The sequence below is a fragment of the Streptomyces sp. NBC_00286 genome (genome assembly GCF_036173125.1).
Classification (GTDB): Bacteria; Actinomycetota; Actinomycetes; order Streptomycetales; family Streptomycetaceae; genus Streptomyces.
This window is the reverse complement of the sequence record NZ_CP108054.1, coordinates 5,199,433-5,220,497: the sequence shown is the minus strand read 5'-3', so window position 1 is coordinate 5,220,497 and position 21,065 is coordinate 5,199,433. Positions and strand designations below refer to the sequence as shown.

The window sequence follows — 21,065 nt, the reverse complement described above, 5'->3', positions numbered from 1 at the left end:
CCAGTGCCGTATCTAGGAGGATGACCGTGGCCGAAGAGCTCACTCCAGAGACTGGGGACGAGTCTGAAGAGCCGATCAAGCAGCGCAAGAACGGTCTGTACCCCGGTGTGTCCGACGAGCTCGCCGAGAACATGAAGTCCGGCTGGGCCGACACCGAGCTGCACGGCCTGGAGCCCATCCCCCAGGCCGAGTACACCGCCGCCCGCCGCGCCGCGCTCTCCGCGCGCTTCCCGGGCGAGCGGCTGGTCATTCCCGCGGGCAACCTGAAGACCCGCTCGAACGACACGGAGTACCCCTTCCGCGCCTCCGTCGAGTACGCGTACCTCACCGGCAACCTCACCGAGGACGGCGTCCTCGTCCTGGAGCCCAAGGGCGACGGCCACCGGGCGACGATCTACCTGCTGCCGCGCTCGGACCGGGAGAACGGCGAGTTCTGGCTCTCCGGCCACGGCGAGCTGTGGGTCGGCCGCCGCCACTCCCTGGCCGAGGCCGAGCAGCTGTACGGCATCCCCGCCGCCGACGTCCGCGAGCTGCCCGACAAGCTGCGCGAGGCGACCGGGCCGGTCCGTGTCGTCCGCAGCCACGACGCCGGGGTCGAGGCGGCGCTCACCGACAAGGTGACCGCGGAGCGCGACGAGGAGCTGCGGGTCTTCCTCTCCGAGGCCCGGCTGGTCAAGGACGCGTTCGAGGCCGGCGAGCTGCAGAAGGCCGTCGACTCGACCGTGCGCGGCTTCGAGGACGTCGTACGGGTCCTCGACAAGGCCGAGGCGACCAGCGAGCGCTACATCGAGGGCACCTTCTTCCTGCGCGCGCGGGTCGAGGGCAACGACATCGGTTACGGATCCATCTGCGCGGCCGGCGCGCACGCCTGCACGCTGCACTGGGTGCGCAACGACGGTGCCGTCCGCTCCGGGGACCTGCTGCTGCTGGACGCGGGCGTGGAGACCCACACGCTCTACACGGCGGACGTGACGCGCACGCTGCCGATCAGCGGCACGTACAGCGAGATCCAGAAGAAGATCTACGACGCCGTGTACGAGGCCCAGGAGGCCGGTATCGCGGCGGTGCGGCCGGGCGCCAAGTACCGCGACTTCCACGATGCCGCGCAGCGCGTGCTGACCGAGAAGCTCGTCGAGTGGGGCCTGGTCGAGGGCCCTGTGGAGCGCGTGCTGGAGCTGGGACTGCAGCGCCGCTGGACGCTGCACGGCACCGGTCACATGCTCGGCATGGACGTCCACGACTGTGCGGCGGCGCGGACGGAGACGTACGTGGACGGCACGCTGGAGCCGGGAATGTGCCTGACCGTGGAGCCCGGCCTGTACTTCCAGGCGGACGACCTGACCGTGCCCGAGGAGTACCGCGGCATCGGTGTCCGTATCGAGGACGACATCCTGGTCACGGAGGACGGCAACAAGAACCTCTCGGCGGGGTTGCCGCGCCGCTCTGACGAGGTCGAGGCGTGGATGGCGTCCCTGAAGGGCTGACTTTTCGCGACTACTGGACGAGTTCGTCACGCGGGGCCGAAATGGCCTCCCTATAAGGGCTGATACGAGAGTGATGGCCGGGTGCCCTTTTGGGTACCCGGCCTTTTGGTGTGTCTAGGGTCTGTCCGGCGGATCAGCTCGGAGGAGACTCACGGTGCCTGGCGAGCAGAGGTGAGCGGGGTCTGGTGCGTGCAGCTGCAAGGCGGAGGAGGGAGTCGACGCGATGGGGGTCCCCCCGCGCGAGCTCGATTCGAGCGTGGGGGAGTCGGCGACCGACGACAACGCGGCAGATGTGCGTGCCAGGGCCCGCGTCTCCGGCATGATCCGCCGGATAGGCCCTAGGGGGGCGGCTTTGGTGGACGACTTCTGGTCCGGTTTCGGTGTTGATCTGCATCTGGAGCCGGATGCGCGGGCAGGGCGTCGGGTGGGGCTCGAGCGGGCTCTTCGGGATGCCGTACGCGAGGGGCGGCTCGCTCCGGGGACGCGGCTGCCCGCGACCCGGCGGCTTGCGGCCGAGCTGGGCGTCTCCAGGGGGACGGCGAAGGCGGCGTACGACCAGCTCGTGGCCGAGGGTTACCTGACGGCTCGGCAGGGTTCGGGGACCGAGGTGGCGGCGCTGCCCACGACATCTCTGGACGCGTCCGGGAACGGGGCACGCGCGCGTGCGCCCCGTTTTGATCTGCGGCCCGGCAGTCCGGACGTCGGTACGTTCCCGGCGGCGGCCTGGTTGCGAGCCTTGCGGCGGGCCATCGCGGCGGCGCCCTCCATGGCGTACGAATACGGCGATCCGCGCGGACGGATCGAGTTGCGGACCGCCCTGTCGGGGTACCTGGGGCGGGCTCGCGGGGTGATTGCGCCGCCCGAGCGGATCGTGATCACGTCCGGTTACGTTCAGGGGCTCGCGCTCCTCACACGCGTGCTGAGGTCCGGGGGGATCGCCATGGAGGACCCGGGGCTGCCCTTCCACCGGGACGTGGTCCGGCACAACGGCGGATCCGTGGCCCCTGTGAGCGTCGACGAACGAGGCGCACGAGCCGAGGAGTTGGGCGACGCGGCGGCTGTCGTGGTCACGCCCGCCCACCAGTACCCCACCGGAGTCACGCTCCACCCGGAGCGGCGGCGGGCGCTCACGGACTGGGCACGCGCGCGTGGAGGGCTGATTGTCGAGGACGACTACGACGGGGAGTTCCGCTACGACAGACAGCCCGTGGGCGCACTCCAGGGGATGGCGCCGGGACAGGTCGTCTACCTGGGGACGGCCTCCAAGACGCTCGGGCCCGCGCTGCGGCTCGGCTGGATGGTGCTGCCGCCGCACCTGGTCGACGCGGTCGCCGACGCCAAGCTGCACAGCGACCACCACACCGAGTCCATCGGCCAGTTGGCCCTCGCCGAGCTGATCACCAGCCATGCCTACGACCGGCACATACGCGCCTGCCGACTGCGGTACCGGCGGCGGAGGGATCAGCTGCTGGCCCGGCTGGGGCCGCGCCGGAGTGTGCGCGGGATCGCGGCCGGGCTGCACGCGCTGGTGGACGTGGCGGACGAGGACGCGGTGCTCGCACGGGCCGCCGAGGAGGGGCTCGCGGTGGGGTGCCTCGGGGAGCACTGGCACGAGGCCCGTGAGGGGCGGCCACAGGGGCTGGTGGTGGGGTACGGGACGCCTCGAGAGCGGGTCTATCCGGAGGCGTTGGAGGTGTTGGGGCGGGTGCTGGAGGGCTGAGGCGGCGGGCTGGCGGGTTTCTCGATGAGTGAGCAGGCGGCACGGGCGCCGGTCGACTGGGCAGGGGCACGCGGGTTCTCTAGGGCTGGGCGGGGAGCACGGGCGCTGGTCGACTGGGCAGGGGCACGCGGGTTCCTCGAGGCTGGTCAGAGGGCAGGTCGATGCTGAAATTGGAGCATGAAATGGCTTGCTGATTGGTTCTGTTGAGGGGTCCACTGCCCCCGCGTACGTGCGGGAATCCGGCCCGGGCCTCGACTCGCGCCCCGGCGGCCCCGTACATCACCGAGACCGACGAACCGCGCGAGGGGCGGCGCGGCGCCTTCCGGTCGGGGTGTGCGCGAGCCGCTTGGCGGTCGCGGCCAGGTCGTGGCCGGTGGCCCGGGGTTCCAGGGCGGCCGCGGCGACCAGCAGGCCCAGGACCCACAACGCCCCTCGGTGGCCGCCGCCCGCGAGCCCTACCGAGTGCTCCGTGGACCGCCCGATCGCGCCCAGCTCGGCGCGGAGTTCGGGCGTCGCCGAGCCAGTACGGCGTGCGGCGGCCGCCATCGCGGCCAGGCCGGGCTCCAGCGCCTTGGCCGACCAGCGCAGGGAGCTGTGGTCCTGGCCGGTGGCGCGGACGCCGAGATCGCGCGGGTCGGGCAGACCGGGCTTGGGGGCCAGCGCGAGTTGCCTGGTCAGAGCGGTCACGGCGGCCTGCGCCAGCGTTTCGTCCGAGGGGGTTACTCATTGACGTAAGCCTTTGCGTAAACGTTTACGTGGATGTGGCAGCGGAGGAGACCCACGCGGTGAGGGCCGTGACGCGGCCGTCTCCGTGGTGGTCGCTTTCCCGTCATGCGGGGAAACGTAGGGAGGGCAGCCGTCAGGGCGCTGATGGGCGGCTGCGAAGGGCCTGAGAGTGGACGTGTGACGGACGTCGCCGTGGGCGGCTTCGCAGCTCGGGCAGGATTGCGCGGGGATGGGGTGAAACGTAGCTTGTACGCCTGCTGTGCGGGTCGATGCATGTGAAAGGTGCTCCCGGTGGGACGACGCGAGAAGCCGGTCGACCCCGATGCCGGCCCTATACAGCGGCTCGCGTACGAGCTGCGTGTCCTGAGGGAGAAGGGCGGGAAGCCGCCGTACCGGGAGATGGCCAAGCGCGCGGGTTACTCCACGACCGCGCTGTCCCAGGCGGCGGCCGGTGAGCAGTTGCCGTCCCTGTCGGTGGTGCGGGCGTACGCCGAGGCGCTGGATGCCGACCCGGACGAATGGGAACGGCGCTGGCGGGAGGCGGACACCGAGGTCCGGGCCCCCTCACCGGACGAGAGACCGCCGTACCGGGGACTGGCCCGCTTCGAGCCGGACGACAGCGATCTGTTCTTCGGCAGGGAGACCCTTGTCGTCTCACTGGTGGAGCTGGTGCGCGAGCACCGGTTCGCGGCGGTGTTCGGGCCGTCCGGCAGCGGCAAGTCGTCGCTGCTGCGGGCGGGGCTGATTCCGCGGCTGCGGCAGGCGGCGGGGCCGGAGCGGCCGGCGGTGATCCGTGTGCTCACTCCGGGTGAGCGGCCCGCGCGTACGCACGAGAAGGCGCTCGTCGCGCGGAACGGTGGCGGGGAAACCTGGTTGATCATCGATCAGTTCGAGGAAGTGTTCACCCTGTGTCAGGACCGTGCAGAACGCGGCCGGTTCCTTGATCTGCTGCTCACCGCACGACGGCCGGAGAGCCGGCTGCGCGTGGTGATCGCCGTCCGTGGTGATTTCTACGGGCACTGCGCCGGCCACCGTGACCTGGCCGAGGCCGCCTCCCGGGCCAATCTGCTGGTCGGGCCGATGAGCCGGGACGAGCTGCGCGAGGCGATCACCGGCCCTGCTACTTCCGCCGGCCTGAACGTGGAACGTGCTCTCACCGCCCAGATCATCGACGAAGTCGTCGACCAGCCGGGCGGGCTGCCCATGCTCTCCCACGCCTTGCTGGAGACCTGGCGCCGCCGCCGCGGCCGGTTGCTGACTCTCGCGGCGTACGAGGAGACAGGCGGCGTACGGGGCGCGATCGCCGCCACCGCCGAAGAGGTGTACGGCGGGCTGTCGGCGGAGCAGGGACGTATCGCCCGGCGGGTTCTGCTGCGGCTCATCGCGCCCGGATGGGGGTCCTCCCGGTCGGGAGAAGTCGAGACCGGGGGAGGTGTCGAGAGCGGGGGAGGTGTCGAGAGCGGGGGAGGTACGGCAGACACCCGTCGTCCGGCCTCCCGGGCCGAACTCGATGACGGTGCGCAGGAAGTGCTGGAACGTCTCGCCGTCGCCCGTCTGGTCACCCTGGACGGCGACACCGTGGAGCTTGCGCATGAGGCGTTGATCACCGGCTGGCCGCGCCTGGCGGGCTGGATCGAGGAGGGCCGGGACCGGCTGCACGCGCAACGCCGGCTCGGCGAGGCCGCCCGCGCCTGGGAAGAGCTGGAGCGCGACCCCGGCGCTCTCTACCGAGGTACGCGGCTGGCCCGGGCCGAGGAGCTGTTCGCCCGGCAGCCGGACGACTGCCACGCGCGGCCGGAGGAGCCGGAAGACGACCTCAACCGGCACGGGCCCCCGAACGACGACCGCACCCAGGAACCGAACCAGGACCTCACCCGCGTACACAACCAGGACCTCACTCAGCAGCGAGACGACGACCTCACCCCGCTGGAGCGCGCCTTCCTCACCGCTTCCCTCGCGGCCAGGGACGCCGAGCGAGAGGCCAGGGCCCGCACCGCACGACGGACGCGTTCCCTGACCATCGGACTGTCCGTGTTCCTGGTGCTGGCGCTGGCCGCCGGTCTGGTCGCCTGGCAGCGCGACCGGGTGAGTCAGGTGGAAGCCGCCAAGGCCGCCGCCCGCCGCCTGGCCACTGTGGCCGACAGTCTGCGCTCCACCGACCCCCGCACCGCCGCCCTGCTCGGGGTCGCGGCGTGGAAGATCGCCCCGCTCACCGAGTCCCGCTCGGCACTGCTGGGCTCTCTGGTGCAAGCGGAGCGCGATGCCTTCACCGACCCCCTGGTCGGAAAGGGTGTCCGGCGTTTCCTCGCCGACGGTGGCCGGACCCTGCTCAGCGTCGACGAAACCGCGGTGACCGCCCGGAACGTGGCCGACCACAAGGTCACCGCCACCTACCGCCTGCCGAGCGGTACGGAGGTGGGCGATGTCGGGCCCGACTCCAGGTTCCTCGACGTCTTCGGTCCGGACGGAGGCGGAATGCTGTGGAACCTTCCGCTCGGGAGGCCCGCCGCCGAGTTGGGCGACGCCGCGATGAGAGGCAGCGCGCCCGACGGGAGCGCGTACCTCACCGCGCCCACGAACGGCCCGGGCACGGTCCGGCTGCACCGTACGGACGACGGCAAGGTCCTCTTCAGCACCGGCCTTACGCGCACGCTCTCCACGGCGGCCGTCGGCCCCGGCGGACGTCTGCTCGCGCTCTGCCCCGCCGACGGGCCACTCGAGCTGTGGGACACCGCGGACGGCGCTCAGCTGCCCGGAGACTGGGAGAGGGCGGACAAGATCCTGTGCGGCACCGGCTCCGGCGCGGACAACGGGCCCCGCCTGCTGCAGTTCAGCGCGGACGGCCGACGACTGGCCGCCGCTTACGGTACGGACGCCCTGATCTGGGACGTCCGCAGCGGACGCACGGTCGCCGACTTCACCAGTGGCGGGATCACCGGCTTCACCCAGGCCGCTCTCTCCCCCGACGGCGAGTTCCTGGCCACCGCGGACGATCACGAACTCGCCGTATGGAGACTGTCCACCGGCGGTACGCAGGTCTTCCACCGGCAGCTTTCCAAGGATGAGGCCGTCGGGTTGACCTGGGACCCGGGCAAGCCTCGGCTCCTGCGCTACCTCGCGGGCGCCACGGTCCACACCTTCGACCTGACCGACCGGCTCACTCCGCGGTGGCAGAGCACTCCGGCCGACGCGAGCGTGCTCAGCCCGGACGGCGCCGCCCTGGCCACCGTCACCCGGTCCGGCGGCGGCTACCGCTTCGAGCTGCGTTCTACGCGCACAGGTACGGTCCAGGCCCACGCGAGGCTCGGTGCGCTGCCCAGCGTGTCAGCCGAGGAAACTCCCCTGCTCGCATTCAGCCCGGACGGGAGCGCGCTGGCCGTCGCCGACACCAAGTCCTCGGGTGCCTCACTGCGGCTGCGCTTCACCGTGTGGGACGTACGTGCGCATAAGGTGCGTACGGTCATCGACACCTCCGGCGCGGCCGATCGCCCGGCCACCACCCTCGCCCTGGGGCCCGGCGGCCGTACATTGCTAGCTGCCCGCTCCGCCACCCACAGCGACAGCTATGGGACGGAGGTCTGGGACACCGAGAACCACCGGCGGTCGGGGACCGTGCAGGGCTTTGCCGGGGAGGTCCTGGCCGCGCGGCCGGACGGAGATCTGCTGGTGAATTCCGACGATCAGTACGCCGATCCAGGCACCGGAGACGTCATCGGGCGCGCGCTCGCCGATGGCCGCGAGGTCACCGCGCTGGCGTTCAGCCCCGACGGCACCCGGCTCGCCATCGGCGACTCCACCGGGCACATCACCCTGTGGGACGGCGACGTCCGGCACCGTACGGGGGCGCTGACCGGCACCTCGGACACGGCCTCCCAGGGCGAGCCGGAGGCGGTCGGGGCACTCGCCTTCTCATCCGACGGCGGCACGCTGGCGGTGGGCGGCGCAGGCGGGACCCTGCGGCTGTGGGACACCGGCGGACAACAACTCCTAGGGGCGGACCTGCCCACATCCGGCGACGAGATCCGCTCCCTCGCCTTCGCCGAGGACGGCGGCACGGTCTACGCCGGCGGCCTCCATGTACCGCTCCAGCGTCTCCCCATCGCCCCGGACCGGGCCGTCCGCACCATCTGCGCGCGCACCGGCGACGGGCTGACCGAAGCGCAGTGGCGGACCTACGTCCCTGACGCGCCGTACGAGCAGGTGTGCACCAAACGCGACTGAAGCGTCTGAAACCAGCGGAAATCAACCAGGGGCCGATTGTTCAGGGTGGCTCTGTGCGTCGCTGAAAAACGCCTCTGAACTGAACGATCAGTGACCAGAACGACCGCGGCGTCCCGTCGGCGGCGTCCGCCCATCTCCTCAGTCAGGTTCTGGTCTCATGCGCACTCGCACTCTGCTGCCCTCGTTTCTGCTGCTCGGCGCCCTCTCCTTCACGGCGGCCTGCACGTCCGGGTCGGACAGCTCCTCGGGTACGGGATCCGCCGGCGGGCGGCCCGGATCCACCCCCGCCCCCTCGCCGGTCCGCACCGTCGATCCGTCGAAGATCAAAGGTCTGGAGATGGTCAGCGACAGCAGCGAGCACAGTTCCTGCTCCTTCGCGACGAGCTATCCGGACGTGCCCGGTGCGGAGGCGATGACGGCCGCGATGAAGAAGGACGTGGAGGGGCGCCTGGCCGGCTTCCGCTCGGGGGTGTGCGAGGGCGGCTCGGACGCCGCGGAGGGCCGCGAGCTCAACATCAGCCATCACTTCCTGGCCGCCTCAGGCGACGTGCTCGGCGTCCGGCTCAGCACGCAGGACCACAGCGGCGTCGGGTCGGGCCTGTCGACGAGGACGTACTGGTACGACGGCAAGGCCGGCGCGTACCGAACGGCCCTCGGGCTTGTCACCGAAAGCTCCCGGGACGCCTTTGTCGGCGCCTTGAAGGATCAGCTCAAGGGCCGCGAAGGCTTCGACCCCGACCTCTTCGACGCCACGCTTTCCGAGGACTCCATCACGGCCGCCCTGGACGATATGGCCTTCACCGCCGACGGCGGACTGCGGGTGACCTTCGACCGCAGCGAGGTGGGCGTCGCACCCGCCGGGACCTTCATCGTGGCCTTGCCCAAACAGACGGTCACGCCCTGGCTGTCCGACTTCGGAAAGCGTGTCCAGCGGCAGACGACGAAGCCCAGCCGTTCGCTGGACCTTGGCGCGGCACACGTCCCCGAGCCTGCCGTCCCCACCCACACCACCCCCGGCGACGACGACACCGACTGCAAGAAGGTCAAGTGCATCGCGCTGACCTTCGACGACGGACCGGCTGCGCCAGAGACCGGGACCCTGCTGGGCTACCTCGCGCAGTACAAGGCGCGCGCCACCTTCTTCACCACCGGCCAGAACGTCGCCGCCCACCCCGAGCTGGTCCGCGCCGAAGCGAAAGCCGGACACGAGGTCGGCAACCACTCCTGGAACCACCCCGATCTCACCAACCTCACCACCGAGCAGATCGCCTCCCAGCTCAACCGCACCAGCAACGCCATCAAGGCAGCCACCGGCAAGGCTCCTACCTGCTTCCGCCCGCCCTACGGCGCGATGAACGCCCAGGTGAAGGCCGCGACCACGCTCTCGCCGGTGATGTGGGACGTGGACACCGAGGACTGGAAGTACCGCAACGCGGCCAAAGTCGCCCGGACCGTCATCGACACGACGCAGCGCAACGATGTCGTCCTGATGCACGACATCTACCCCACCTCGGTCGCCGCCGTCCCGCAGATCCTGCGCACGCTGACCGCTCAGGGCTATCACTTCGTCACCATCAGCCATCTGCGCGCCACCCTCTGAGGCGCTGAGTGGCCCTTCCGCATAAGTGAGCCGGGGCGCTGTTTCACGTGAAACAGCGCCCCGGCTCACCTTCGGCAGCACTACACCGCCACCAGCGGAGCGTCCTTCCTCCACTTGAGAATCTTGTCGAAGCTGACGACCGCGCCGCCCCGGCCCGGCTTGTTGCCGATCTGGACGTGGTCGGCGAGCTCCTCGATCAGGCAGAGGCCTCGGCCGTGCTCGGCATCGCTGGGCGCGGGCCGGAGCGGAGCGCGCCTGCGTGCGGAGGGGAAGCCGGGGCCGGAGTCGGCCACTTCGATGCGGCACTTCTCGCCGTCAAGGTAGGCGGTGACCCGGAAGGCCTCGGCCTGCTGTCCTTCGGAGGATTCACCTCCGTGCTCGACGGCATTGGCGCAGGCTTCGCTCAGGGCGACGGAGAGGTCGTACGAGATATCCGGATCCACCCCCGCGGTCTCCATCGTGCCCATCAGGAGGCGTCGGGCGAGGGGGACGCTCGCGGCTTCGCGCCGGAGATGGAGGGACCACCAGATGCTCATGCTCCCGCCTCCTGGCCGCGGCTCGACATACCGTTACGTATTGCCCCAAGGGGCGGACTGTAAGCGCGAGATTGACGTGATGCCGCCCATACGGCGGATGTTCCGCCGGTTGCGATCGGTGTAGATGAGGGCGTCTCCCTCCAGAACGTGATCTTCCGGTCCGTACGGAACCTTGCGGACCTGCTGTGTGGAGCGCGTGGGCCCGGTGCGATGATGAGCCCGCAATGAGTGCCCCCCGACTACGCGCACGCACCGGAGGTGATCTCCGGGTTCCGAGGGCCGCGACGTTCGCCGCGGTCTGCGTCGTGCTGGCCGGGGCCGGGCACGTGATCGCCTCCTGCGAGGGCATTCCGCTGTGGTCGCTGGGCACCGGATTCCTCGCCGTCTTCGCCGTCGCGGCGCCGCTCGCCGGGCGTGAGCGCTCGCTGCCGGGCATCGCCGCGCTGCTGGTGGTCGGCCAGACCGCGCTGCACACCCTCTTCGCGCTCGGCCAGCACGGCACGGCTGTGGCGCCCGGGAGCGCGGACGCCTCGCTCGTGGCGCGGGCCGCGCGGATCGTGTGCGGCACGTCCGTCGCGGCGATCAGCCCGGCGCAAGCCCGGCGGATCCTCGCCGACGCGGGGATCGACCCCGACGCGGCCGCGAGCACCGGCGCGGGGAGCTCGGCGCACCACCACTCCGCGGACGCCATCACGGCCGCCGCGGACCCCTCGGCGTCACTGCTGCCCTCCCTGCCCATGCTCCTCGGGCACGTTCTCGCGGGCATCGCCGCCGGGTGGCTGCTGCGTCACGGAGACCTCGCGCTGCGGCGCCTGATGCGGCTGTCGGCGCACGGGGAGGGGCCGGCCCGCGCGCTGCGCCGGGCTCTGGCGCTCGTACGGGCCCTGCTGGCGGGGCTTCCGGGTACGCCCGAGGCGGCGCCCTGCACAACGCGCACGACGCAGCTCGGGCCGCCGGTCCCCCGTACGACCGTTCTTCAGCACTCGGTGATCAGACGCGGGCCGCCGTCGGACGCGGACCTCGTCCTCGCCGCCTGACGCGACGCACCACCACTCCTGGGGGTGCTGTCATGCGGCACGCGCGCGTGCCCGTCCTTTCGCGTGCGCAACCCCGTTCTTTCACCGAACCACTGCTGAAAGTGGAGTACTCCCTGCCATGAAGGCTTCCCGTATCGCCGCCGCCGGTGCCGTCGCCGCCTCGGCCGTCCTCGTTCTGTCCGCCCCCGCCTTCGCGCACGTCAGCGTGAACCCGGAGGGCACGGCCGCCAAGGGCGGCTACGCGACGGTCAACTTCAAGGTGCCGAACGAGCGCGACAACGCCTCGACCACCAAGCTCGAAGTGACCTTCCCGACCGAGCACCCGCTCGCCTCGGTCATGCCGGCGCCCGTCGACGGCTGGAAGGTCGAGGTCACCAAGTCCAAGCTCGCCAAGCCCGTCGAACTGCACGGCGAGAAGATCAACGAGGCCGTCAGCAAGGTCACCTGGACCGCAGACGGCAAGGGCATCGAGCCCGGCTACTTCCAGCAGTTCCCGGTGTCCATGGGTGCACTGCCCGAGAACGCCGATGAGCTGGTGTTCAAGGCGCTCCAGACCTACTCCAACAAGGAGGTCGTGCGCTGGATCGAGGTACCGCAGGAGGGCCAGGAAGAGCCCGAGAGCCCGGCGCCGGTGCTCGCGCTGTCCGCCGCCGAGGACGGCCACCACGGTTCGTCGGCGTCCGACAGCGGATCCAGCGAGGGCGAAGACGCTGAGGCCGCCTCCAACGAGACGACTGGGGACGCCGCCGCCTCTTCCTCCGACACCAGCGACACCACGGCCCGCGTTCTGGGCATCGTGGGAATCGTCGTCGGCGCGGCGGGCGTGGCGTACGGCGTTCTGGCCGGTCGCCGGCGTTCCGACGCCTGAAACCAAGACATCTCCGGTGCGTGCCCTCGGGGTCGTACATCGCCGTACGACCCCGGTGCGGGCCGCAGCTCTCACATCTGGGACCTTTTTCTATGCGCAAGAAGACGTTCGCCGCCGCCCTGGCCGCCACGGCCGCACTGACCCTGACCGCCTGCGGCAGCAGCGACAACAGCAGCAGCTCGCCCGTCGCCGAGGTGTCCGCCGAGACTGGCACCGAGAAGGCCGCGACGGTCCTCGACAAACCCTTCGAGAAGCCGGACCTCGTCCTCACCGACACGCAGGGCAAGTCGTACGACCTCCGCGAGGCGACCAAGGGACAGCCGACGCTGATCTACTTCGGCTACACCAACTGCCCCGACGTCTGCCCGCTGACGATGAACAACATCGCCGTCGCCAAGAAGCAGCTGCCCAAGGCCGAGCAGGACAAGCTCCGCATCGTGTTCGTCACCACCGACCCGGAGCGGGACACGCCCGCCGAGCTCGGCAAGTGGCTCAAGGGCATCGACCCCGCCGCCGTGGGCCTGACCGGCTCCTTCTCCACCATCCAGGCGGGCGCCCGGCAACTCGGCATCTCCATCAACCCGCCCACGAAGGACAAGAGCGGCAAGGTCGTCTCGGAGCACGGCACCCAGGTCGTCGCGTTCTCGCCGAAGACCGACGCCGGCTATGTGCTGTACGGGGAGGACGCCACCGTCGACGACTACACCAAGGACCTGCCCAAGCTGATCAAGGGGCAGACACCGTGAGGCGTCCCGTCGCGCCGACCCTCGTCATAGCGGGCTGTCTCGCCCTCGCGGGCTGCGGCGGCTCGGCCGACGGCGCCGACGCGGCGCCCGACCTGTCGGTCCGGGTCGCCTACATGCCCCAGCCGGTCACGGACTCGCTGGCTGCCGGTTACCTGACCGTCGTCAACGAGAGCGACAGCTCCGACGACCTCGTCTCCGCTACCAGCGACATCGCCGGGGACGTCACCGTTCACCAGACGTCCGGCCAGCAGATGAAGGAGGCCGGCCCGCTGGAGATCCCCGCGGGCGGCCGGCTCGTCCTCGAGAGCGGCGGCAACCACCTGATGTTCGAGAAGCTGAAGCACAGGCCCAAGGAGGGCGAGACGGTGTCCGTGAAGCTGCGCTTCACCAAGACCGACCCGATCACGGTCGAGATGCCGGTGAAGTCCGCCACGTACCAACCGACGTCCGCGCAGTCCTCGTCGACGTCGCACCACTGAGGGAGGGACCACCGTGAGGCAGGCCATCGCTCCCCGCGCACGGATCCTGTTGTTGCTGCTCCTCGCCGTCACCGGCGCGCTGTTCGCCCAGGCCGCGCCCGCCTCGGCGCACGCCGCACTGACCGGGAGCGACCCGCAGCAGGGAGCGGTGGTCGAGCAGGCGCCCTCCCAGGTGTCGCTGACCTTCTCCGAGAAGGTTGCGATGTCCGACGGCTCGGTGCGTGTCCTGGATCCGAAGGGCAAGCAGGTCGACGAGGGCAAGACCACCGAGCTGGGCAGCAACACGTACGCCGTGAATCTGCACGAAGGCCTGCCCAACGGCACGTTCACCGTCGTCTACCAGGTCGTTTCGGCGGACAGCCACCCCGTCTCGGGGGCCTTCACCTTCTCCGTGGGCGCGCCCTCGAAGACCTCCGTCGCGCTGTCCGACCAGGAGGCGGGCGGCGGAGTCGTGGGCGGGCTCTACGGTTTCGCGCGCTATGTGGCGTACGCGGGATTCACCCTCTTCGTCGGCGGTGCGGCCTTCGTACTCGCCTGCTGGCAGCGCGGCGCCGGTGTGCGTCCGGTGCAGCGCCTCGTGGTCTCCGGGTGGATCGCGCTCACCGCGGCCACGCTCGCCATGCTGCTGCTGCGCGGCTCGTACACCGGCTCGGGGAAGGTCGGGGACATCTTCGACCTGAGTCTGCTCAGCCAGGTGCTGGAGACCAAGACGGGTGCGGCGCTGGTCTCGCGGCTGCTGCTGCTCGCCGCGGGCGCGCTGTTCATCGCCGTACTCTTCGGGGCCTTTGAGAAGCGCGATGACGAGAAGGAGAGGCAGGACCTCACCTTCGGGCTGGCCGTCGGCGGGTTCGTGGTGGCGGCGGGTCTGGCCGCGACCTGGGCGCTGGCCGAGCATGCCTCGACCGGCATCCAGACCGGGATCGCGATGCCCGTCGACGTCCTGCATCTGCTGGCCGTCGCCGCCTGGCTGGGCGGCCTGTCGGCACTGCTGGTAGCGCTCTACCGCGCCCCGTCCATCGAGGCGTCCGCCGTACGCCGCTTCTCCACCGTCGCGTTCGGCAGCGTGGCCGTCCTCGCCGCGACCGGGATCTACCAGTCGTGGCGTCAGCTCGGCTCCTGGTCGGCGCTCACCGGTACGTCGTACGGGCAGCTCCTGCTCGTCAAGATCGGACTGGTGGCCGTACTCGTCGGCATCGCGTGGCTCTCCCGGCGCTGGACCGCCCGGCTGACGTCGGCACCGGAAGCCATGCAGGAGGGCGACGACTCAGAAGAGCCGGAAGAGGTGGAGGAGCGTACGGACGAGAAGGAGCTGGCCGCCGCGCAGGTGGGTGGCGGCGACCGCAAGCGTGCGGCCCAACTGGCCCGGCAGCGGGCCGCCGTGGCCACCGCCCGCGAGAAGCGCGCCCGCGACGCCGACCCGCGACGCTCGGGCCTACGCCGCTCGGTGCTCGCCGAGGCGGGTGTCGCCGTGGTCGTGCTCGCCGTGACCACCGCGCTGACCTCCGCCGAACCCGGTCGCACGGTCGAGGACGCCAAGGCCGCCACCGCCGCCGCCTCGCAGCCGGAGAGCGCGGCACTGTCCCTGGAGATGCCGTTCGACACGGGCGGCCAGGACGGCAAGGGCATCGCACGGCTTGAACTCGACCCGGCTCGTGTCGGCGGCAACGACATGCATGTCTACGTGGAGCGGCCCAACGGCAGGGCCTTCGACATCCCCGAGGTCAAGGTCGCCCTCACCCTCGAGGAAAAGGACATCGGGCCCCTGCCCGTGGTCCCCGACCGCATCGCCACCGGGCACTGGACGGCGACCGGGGTGCAGATCCCCATGACGGGCAACTGGAACATCGAGGTCACCGTCCGGACCTCCGACATCGACCAGGTGACCGTCGACAAGAACGCGCAGATCGGCTGAACGACACCATGGCTGAACAATCCACTCCGGAGACCTCTCCCAAGGGGGTCATTTCGCGGCGGCGGCTGCTCGGTACCGCCGGTGCCACGGGGCTCGCGCTCGGTGCGGCGGGCGGGGCCGCCGGTTACGTCGCGGCTCCCTCCGAAGATCAGGCCGTGCCGCTCAGCTCGGTCGGCGCGGACGAGGTGATGTTTCACGGGAAACATCAGCCGGGCATCACCACCGCCCTCCAGGCACGCGGCCACCTCGTCGCCTTCGATCTGGCGGGGAGTACGGGCCGCAGGGAGGCGGCCGCGCTGCTGCGCCGCTGGTCCGCCACGGCCCAGCGGCTGATGGCGGGCGAAGCGGCCGGCAGCGAGGACACGGCCGTCGCACGTGACGCGGGCCCCTCGTCCCTGACCGTCACCTTCGGCTTCGGGCACAGCTTCTTCTCCCGTACGGGACTGGAGAAGCAGCGCCCCGTCGCCCTCGACCCGCTGCCCGACTTCTCCTCGGACCAGCTCGACAAGGCGCGCAGCGACGGCGACCTGTGGGTGCAGATCGGCGCGAACGACGCTCTTGTCGCCTTCCATGCCCTGCGCGCGATCCAGAAGGACGCCGGTTCGGCGGCCCGGGTCCGCTGGCAGATGAACGGCTTCAACCGCTCGCCGGGCGCCACCGCTCAGCCGATGACGGCCCGCAACCTGATGGGACAGATCGACGGCACACGCAATCCGAAGCCGTCCGAAGCAGACTTCGACCAGCGGATCTTCGTACCCGATGCGGGCGAGCCCGCATGGATGGCCGGGGGCTCCTACGCCGTCGTACGCCGTATCCGCATGCTCCTCGACGACTGGGAGAAGCTCCCGCTCAAGGACCAGGAGGACGTCATCGGGCGGCGCAAATCGGACGGGGCACCGCTGACCGGCGGCACCGAGACCACGGAGCCCGAGCTGGAGAAGACGGACGCCTCCGGCAAGCTCATCATCCCGATCAACGCGCACGCACGCATCACGCGGCCCGACCAGAACGGCGGCGCCGCCATACTGCGCCGGCCGTTCTCCTTCCACGACGGCTTCGACGAGGACGGCGTACCGGACGCGGGTCTGCTCTTCGTCTGCTGGCAGGCCGACCCGCTGCGCGGCTTCGTACCGGTGCAGCGCAAGCTCGACCGGGGAGACGCGCTGTCGACGTTCATCCGGCACGAGGCGAGCGGACTGTTCGCGGTGCCGGGCGGGGCGGCGAAGGGGGAGTACGTGGGGCAGCGGTTGCTGGAGGGGTGAGAAAGCCCCCTGGGGCGGCCGGGAGCGGAAGCGTCAACCCGGCTGCGCACGGCGCATTAGGGTGAGGCCATGCCAGCCAGCTACGCGTATCTCGGCCCCGAGGGCACCTTCACCGAAGTCGCCCTGCGCACACTCCCGGAGACCGCCACCCGGGAACTCGTCCCGATGGTGTCCGTACCCGCCGCGCTCGACGCGGTCCGAGGCGGCGAGGCCGAGGCGGCTTTCGTCCCGATCGAGAACTCCGTCGAAGGCGGCATCACCACGACGCTCGACGAACTGGTCGCCGGCGAACCGCTGATGATCTACCGCGAGGTGCTGCTCTCGATCACCTTCGCCCTGCTGGTCAGGCCTGGCACGAAGCTCTCGGAGATCAAGACGGTGACCGCGCACCCGGCCGCCCAGCCGCAGGTGCGCATCTGGATGAAGAACAACCTCCCGGACGTGATCTGGGAGTCGGCGGCCTCGAACGCGGACGGCGCGCGCCTGGTGCAGGAGGGACGCTACGACGCGGCCTTCGCGGGTGAGTTCGCGGCCCAGAAGTACGGCCTGGTGCCGCTGGAGACCGGGATCCACGACGCGGAGAACGCGCAGACCCGGTTCGTGCTGGTGGGCAAGCCCGCCCGGCCCGCGGCGCCGACCGGCGCGGACAAGACGTCCGTGGTCGTCTGGCAGCGCGACGACCACCCGGGCGCCCTGCTCGAACTGCTCCAGGAGTTCGCCGTACGCGGCGTCAACCTGATGCTGCTGCAGTCCCGGCCGACCGGTGAGGGCATCGGCAACTACTGCTTCGCCATCGACGCCGAGGGCCATATCGCGGACCGCCGGGTGGGCGAGGCGCTGATGGGCCTCAAGCGGAGGTGTCCGCAGGTGCGGTTCCTCGGGTCCTATCCGCGGGCCGAGGTCGACCTCCAGGACGTACGCACTCCAGGAGCGGGGACGTCCGACGGCGAGTTCGCGGCGGCCTCGGACTGGCTGGCGCGCTGCCAGGACGGCCGTTTCTAGCCGGTCCAAGCCGGGTCCATGCCTGGTTCGTGCCCGGTCCAAGCCGGTCCTACCAGCCGCTCATCTTCATCCACAGAAGTTATCCACAGGGCCCGTTCTCGACCTGGGGACAAGTCGACAACGAGGCGTGATGCAGTCGACAAATCGCCCTTCGATCCCCAACTGGACCCACAGCACGGCAGATAGGACTTCGTCTACCCGTTTCCCTCAACCCACCCTTTGGAGCGAACCATTTCCACCCGAAAGGGCATGGAGAGCGGGTCAGACTCGGGGGTTTTTCGCCCCCGCATGCCGCTTTCGGAACGGTCATCTCCGAAGTCCACAGATCTTTCGCACAGCCTGTGGATAACTCTCCGAGGAGCGCGGGCCCCTGTGGACAACCCACGACCCAAGTCCCGTTCCCCGCAAGGAAATCAGGTCAATGCACGGAACCGTCACTGCCCCATTCAGGGGATTTGAGCCTCTTTCATTGACATACATGATCAACTCTCGCATAACGGTCAGCGGCGACAGATCGGAATACCGGGTCGTGGGCCCGAACACCGCACCGGTAGCCTTGAGGGGTGATTGACCTTCGCCTGCTCCGTGAGGACCCCGACCGTGTGCGTGCGTCGCAGCGCGCCCGTGGAGAGGACGTCGCGCTCGTCGACGCCCTACTCTCCGCCGACGAGCGGCGCAGGTCGTCCGGCCTCCGCTTCGACGAGCTGCGCGCCGAGCAGAAGGCGCTCGGCAAGCTCATCCCCAAGGCTTCCGGCGACGAGAAGGCCGAGCTCCTGAAGAAGGCGGGTCAGCTCGCCGCCGACGTCAAGGCGGCCGACGCGGCGCAGGACGAGGCAGCGGCCGAGACCCAGGAGCTGCTGCTCCGGCTGGGCAACCTCGTGCACCCCGACGTCCCGGTCGGCGGCGAGGAGGACTTCGTCACGCTGGAGACGCACGGCACGATCCGTGACTTCGCGGCCGAGGGCTTCGAGCCGAAGGATCACCTGGAGCTCGGCACGACGCTCGGGGCGATCGACGTCGAGCGCGGCGCCAAGGTCTCCGGCTCGCGCTTCTACTTCCTCACCGGCATCGGCGCGCTCCTGGAGCTCGCGCTGGTGAACGCGGCGATGGCGCAGGCCACGGCCGCCGGCTTCACACCGATGCTGACTCCGGCGCTGGTCCGCCCGCAGGCCATGGCCGGCACGGGCTTCCTCGGCCAGGCCGCGCAGGACGTGTACCGCCTCGACAATGACGACCTGTACCTGGTCGGCACCTCCGAGGTGGCGCTCGCCGCGTACCACATGGACGAGATCATCGACGGCGACCGCCTCCCGCTGCGCTACGCGGGCTTCTCGCCGTGCTTCCGCCGTGAGGCCGGTTCGCACGGCAAGGACACACGCGGCATCTTCCGGGTGCACCAGTTCGACAAGGTCGAGATGTTCTCGTACGTCGACCCGGCGGACTCGGCGGCCGAGCACCAGCGCCTGCTGGACTGGGAGAAGCAGTGGCTGACCTCGCTGGAGCTGCCGTTCCGGGTGATCGACGTGGCTTCGGCCGACCTGGGGTCCTCGGCAGCCCGTAAGTTCGACTGCGAGGCGTGGATCCCCACCCAGGGCAAGTACCGCGAGCTGACGTCGACTTCGGACTGCACGGAGTTCCAGTCGCGCCGCCTGGCGATCCGTATGCGGGACGGCAAGACGGTGAAGCCGCTCGCGACGCTGAACGGCACGCTGTGCGCCGTACCGCGCACGATCGTGGCGATCCTGGAGAACCATCAGCAGGCCGACGGCTCCGTACGCGTGCCCGAGGTGCTGCGGCCGTTCCTGGGTGGCCGGGAGATCCTGGAGCCGGTCGCCAAGGCCGCCAAGTGAGCGACTCCGCTCCCGCCTTCCCGTACAAGCTCGTCGCGACCGATCTCGACGGAACGCTGCTGCGCTCCGACGAGATGGTCTCGGAGCGCACCCGTGAGGCGCTCGCCGCGGCCACCGCGGCGGGCGCCGCGCACATCGTCGTCACCGGGCGGGCGGCGCCCTGGACCCGCCACATCCTCGACGAACTCGGGTACGACGGGATCGCGGTGTGCGCTCAGGGCGCGCAGGTGTACGACGCGGGGGCGCACCGCCTGCTCACCACGCTGACCCTCGACCGGCAGCTGGCCGGCCTGGCGCTCGCCAAGATCGAGGCGGAGGTCGGTCCGCTGGCACTGGCCGCGAGCCGTGACGGCCTCGACGGCGACGTCCTGATCGGCCCGGGCTACCAGGTCCAGGGACAGCTGCAGTCCGTCCCGTTCACCGACCGCACGGAACTGTGGGCCGAGCCGCTGACGAAGCTGTACATCCAGCACCCGCGTCTGACCGACGACGAACTCGCGGACGCGGCACGTCAGGCGGTCGGTGGTCTGGTGTCCGTCACCATGGCGGGCGAGGGCATCGTCGAGCTCCTCCCCCTCGGTCTCTCCAAGGCCACGGGCCTCTCGCTCGCGGCCCGCCGTCTGGGCGTCAAGGCGGCCGACACGATCGCCTTCGGCGACATGCCCAACGACATCCCGATGTTCGACTGGTCCGCGCACGGCGTGGCCATGGCCAACGCCCATGAGGAACTCAAAGCGGTCGCCGACGAGATGACCTTGTCCAACGAGGACGACGGGATCGCGGTGGTACTGGAGCGGTTGCTGGGCTGAGCGCGCAACGCTGCCGCTGTGACCTGGCGTAGGGCAGATCTCGGCGGCAGCGTTGCGGCAATGTCGGGAGGGGCGGCCCGCGCGATATGCGCGCTCGAAGCGGCCGCCCCGGGCAGCTCCCCGTGCGGGGCGCACTCGACGGAGAGGTAGCTACTCCGGAGTGCGCTGCGGGCTGCCCTGTCGGGAGCTCGACGGACTGCTACTGATGGGCATCGTCGCGCTCCTCTCCCAGAATGCGGCACCGGAGGAACCCGGCGACCTGGACATAACTACTCTGCCCGTACGCCGAGTTGGGCGCCACCGAATTAAACGGCACCACTGGGCTGGGCGGCCCGGAAGCGGCTGAGCGGCCTTAGTGAAGTCCGGTGCGGTGTCGCGCGCCTTAGGGGCGCGGGACTGTATCAATGTGCGGCTCCGCCGCGATGGGGGTCCCCCCCCCCCGCTCGAGCGGAGTCGGGAGTGGGCGAGCGACCAGCCACGACGGACCCGCAGCTTCGAACCGCCTCTCCAGCGGAGCGCCTAGCGGCGCCACCTGCGCCGCCGCGCCTTGCTGAAGAACCAGCCCGCGGGCGGCTCGTCGGACCGCCAGGGCTGCGGTTCGGGACCTCCCTTGCGCCAGCGGGCCGCGAGCATACGGGCGCGCGCCGACGGCTCGGCCGTCTCGGCGGACCGTATGAAGTCCTCGTCCAGGACGAGGTCGTCCCAGGTGTCCTCGGACTCCCCCTGACCGTCACTTCGCGGTGCCTGCCTTGCCATCCCCGTTCCTCCTTGCCGTGCATCCCTTTGGACAAGTGTGCCGTTGCGCCCGTAAAA

The 21,065-nt window shown here is 70.5% G+C and carries 15 protein-coding genes and 1 pseudogene; 13 read left to right on the top strand and 3 right to left on the bottom strand.

Features of this window, described 5'->3' with window-relative positions; genetic code table 11:
• Positions 1–26: 26 nt before the first annotated feature.
• Both OHT21_RS23870 and pdxR read left to right on the top strand, forming a co-directional pair.
• Positions 27–1,484, top strand: a complete 1,458-nt coding sequence (locus OHT21_RS23870; RefSeq protein WP_328770385.1) for an aminopeptidase P family protein — start codon at positions 27–29, stop codon at positions 1,482–1,484.
• Positions 1,485–1,839: 355 nt separating this feature from the next.
• Entirely contained in the window at positions 1,840–3,204 is a 1,365-nt protein-coding gene (gene pdxR / locus OHT21_RS23865; protein WP_328774200.1) for a MocR-like pyridoxine biosynthesis transcription factor PdxR, read from the top strand.
• 223 nt (positions 3,205–3,427) lie between these two features.
• Here the strand turns inward: pdxR and OHT21_RS23860 are convergent.
• Positions 3,428–3,906: pseudogene (locus tag OHT21_RS23860) on the bottom strand (triphosphoribosyl-dephospho-CoA synthase); the annotation flags it as partial.
• 315 nt (positions 3,907–4,221) lie between these two features.
• On the opposite strand from OHT21_RS23860, the gene OHT21_RS23855 reads away from it, so the two are divergent.
• Both OHT21_RS23855 and OHT21_RS23850 read left to right on the top strand, forming a co-directional pair.
• Complete coding sequence (locus OHT21_RS23855; protein WP_328770384.1) at positions 4,222–8,151, top strand: nSTAND1 domain-containing NTPase; 3,930 nt, start codon at positions 4,222–4,224, stop codon at positions 8,149–8,151.
• Positions 8,152–8,308: 157 nt separating this feature from the next.
• On the top strand, positions 8,309–9,751 hold the full coding sequence (locus OHT21_RS23850; RefSeq protein WP_328770383.1) for a polysaccharide deacetylase family protein: 1,443 nt from the start codon (positions 8,309–8,311) through the stop codon (positions 9,749–9,751).
• Positions 9,752–9,831: 80 nt separating this feature from the next.
• Here the strand turns inward: OHT21_RS23850 and OHT21_RS23845 are convergent, their stop codons facing one another.
• On the bottom strand, positions 9,832–10,287 hold the full coding sequence (locus OHT21_RS23845; RefSeq protein ID WP_328770382.1) for an ATP-binding protein: 456 nt from the start codon (positions 10,285–10,287) through the stop codon (positions 9,832–9,834).
• Positions 10,288–10,511: 224 nt separating this feature from the next.
• Between OHT21_RS23845 and OHT21_RS23840 the strand changes: the two genes are divergently transcribed.
• From OHT21_RS23840 to OHT21_RS23800, 9 genes are all read left to right on the top strand, one after another.
• Positions 10,512–11,324 carry a hypothetical protein gene (locus tag OHT21_RS23840; RefSeq protein WP_328770381.1) on the top strand — a complete coding sequence of 271 codons (813 nt, stop codon included), beginning with the start codon at positions 10,512–10,514 and terminating at the stop codon, positions 11,322–11,324.
• A 118-nt stretch (positions 11,325–11,442) separates the two neighbouring features.
• Complete coding sequence (locus tag OHT21_RS23835; RefSeq protein WP_328770380.1) at positions 11,443–12,192, top strand: YcnI family copper-binding membrane protein; 750 nt, start codon at positions 11,443–11,445, stop codon at positions 12,190–12,192.
• A 92-nt stretch (positions 12,193–12,284) separates the two neighbouring features.
• On the top strand, positions 12,285–12,938 hold the full coding sequence (locus OHT21_RS23830; RefSeq protein WP_328770379.1) for an SCO family protein: 654 nt from the start codon (positions 12,285–12,287) through the stop codon (positions 12,936–12,938).
• Positions 12,935–13,417, top strand: coding sequence for a copper chaperone PCu(A)C (locus OHT21_RS23825; protein ID WP_328770378.1), 483 nt, complete (start codon positions 12,935–12,937; stop codon positions 13,415–13,417). Before OHT21_RS23830 ends, OHT21_RS23825 begins: the two co-directional genes overlap by 4 nt.
• A gap of 13 nt (positions 13,418–13,430) precedes the next feature.
• A complete protein-coding gene (locus tag OHT21_RS23820) occupies positions 13,431–15,329 on the top strand; it encodes a copper resistance CopC/CopD family protein (RefSeq protein WP_328770377.1) in 1,899 nt (632 codons plus the stop codon).
• 8 nt (positions 15,330–15,337) lie between these two features.
• Complete coding sequence (gene efeB, locus OHT21_RS23815) at positions 15,338–16,591, top strand: iron uptake transporter deferrochelatase/peroxidase subunit (RefSeq protein WP_328770376.1); 1,254 nt, start codon at positions 15,338–15,340, stop codon at positions 16,589–16,591.
• Positions 16,592–16,660: 69 nt separating this feature from the next.
• Positions 16,661–17,593 (top strand): prephenate dehydratase, encoded by a 933-nt coding sequence (gene pheA / locus OHT21_RS23810; protein ID WP_328770375.1) that lies wholly within the window; start codon positions 16,661–16,663, stop codon positions 17,591–17,593.
• Between the two features lie 563 nt (positions 17,594–18,156).
• The gene (gene serS / locus OHT21_RS23805) at positions 18,157–19,443 is read left to right on the top strand and encodes a serine--tRNA ligase (RefSeq protein ID WP_328770374.1); all 1,287 of its coding nucleotides are present in this window, start codon (positions 18,157–18,159) and stop codon (positions 19,441–19,443) included.
• Entirely contained in the window at positions 19,440–20,252 is an 813-nt protein-coding gene (locus OHT21_RS23800; protein WP_328770373.1) for an HAD family hydrolase, read from the top strand. The genes serS and OHT21_RS23800 overlap by 4 nt, the downstream gene beginning before the upstream one ends.
• A gap of 519 nt (positions 20,253–20,771) precedes the next feature.
• Here OHT21_RS23800 and OHT21_RS23795 read toward each other — a convergent pair.
• Positions 20,772–21,008: an SGM_3592 family protein gene (locus OHT21_RS23795; RefSeq protein ID WP_328770372.1), complete on the bottom strand. Its 237-nt coding sequence runs from the start codon at positions 21,006–21,008 to the stop codon at positions 20,772–20,774.
• Positions 21,009–21,065: the final 57 nt, after the last annotated feature.

Excerpts from the sequence above, each read along its gene's own strand:
- OHT21_RS23850 (WP_328770383.1), top strand. The coding sequence starts at position 8,309 with ATGCGCACTCGCACTCTGCTGCCCTCGTTTCTGCTGCTCGGCGCCCTC.
- OHT21_RS23845 (WP_328770382.1), bottom strand. The coding sequence starts at position 10,287 with ATGAGCATCTGGTGGTCCCTCCATCTCCGGCGCGAAGCCGCGAGCGTC.
- OHT21_RS23840 (WP_328770381.1), top strand. The coding sequence starts at position 10,512 with ATGAGTGCCCCCCGACTACGCGCACGCACCGGAGGTGATCTCCGGGTT.
- OHT21_RS23835 (WP_328770380.1), top strand. The coding sequence starts at position 11,443 with ATGAAGGCTTCCCGTATCGCCGCCGCCGGTGCCGTCGCCGCCTCGGCC.
- OHT21_RS23830 (WP_328770379.1), top strand. The coding sequence starts at position 12,285 with ATGCGCAAGAAGACGTTCGCCGCCGCCCTGGCCGCCACGGCCGCACTG.
- efeB (WP_328770376.1), top strand. The coding sequence starts at position 15,338 with ATGGCTGAACAATCCACTCCGGAGACCTCTCCCAAGGGGGTCATTTCG.
- pheA (WP_328770375.1), top strand. The coding sequence starts at position 16,661 with ATGCCAGCCAGCTACGCGTATCTCGGCCCCGAGGGCACCTTCACCGAA.
- OHT21_RS23795 (WP_328770372.1), bottom strand. The coding sequence starts at position 21,008 with ATGGCAAGGCAGGCACCGCGAAGTGACGGTCAGGGGGAGTCCGAGGAC.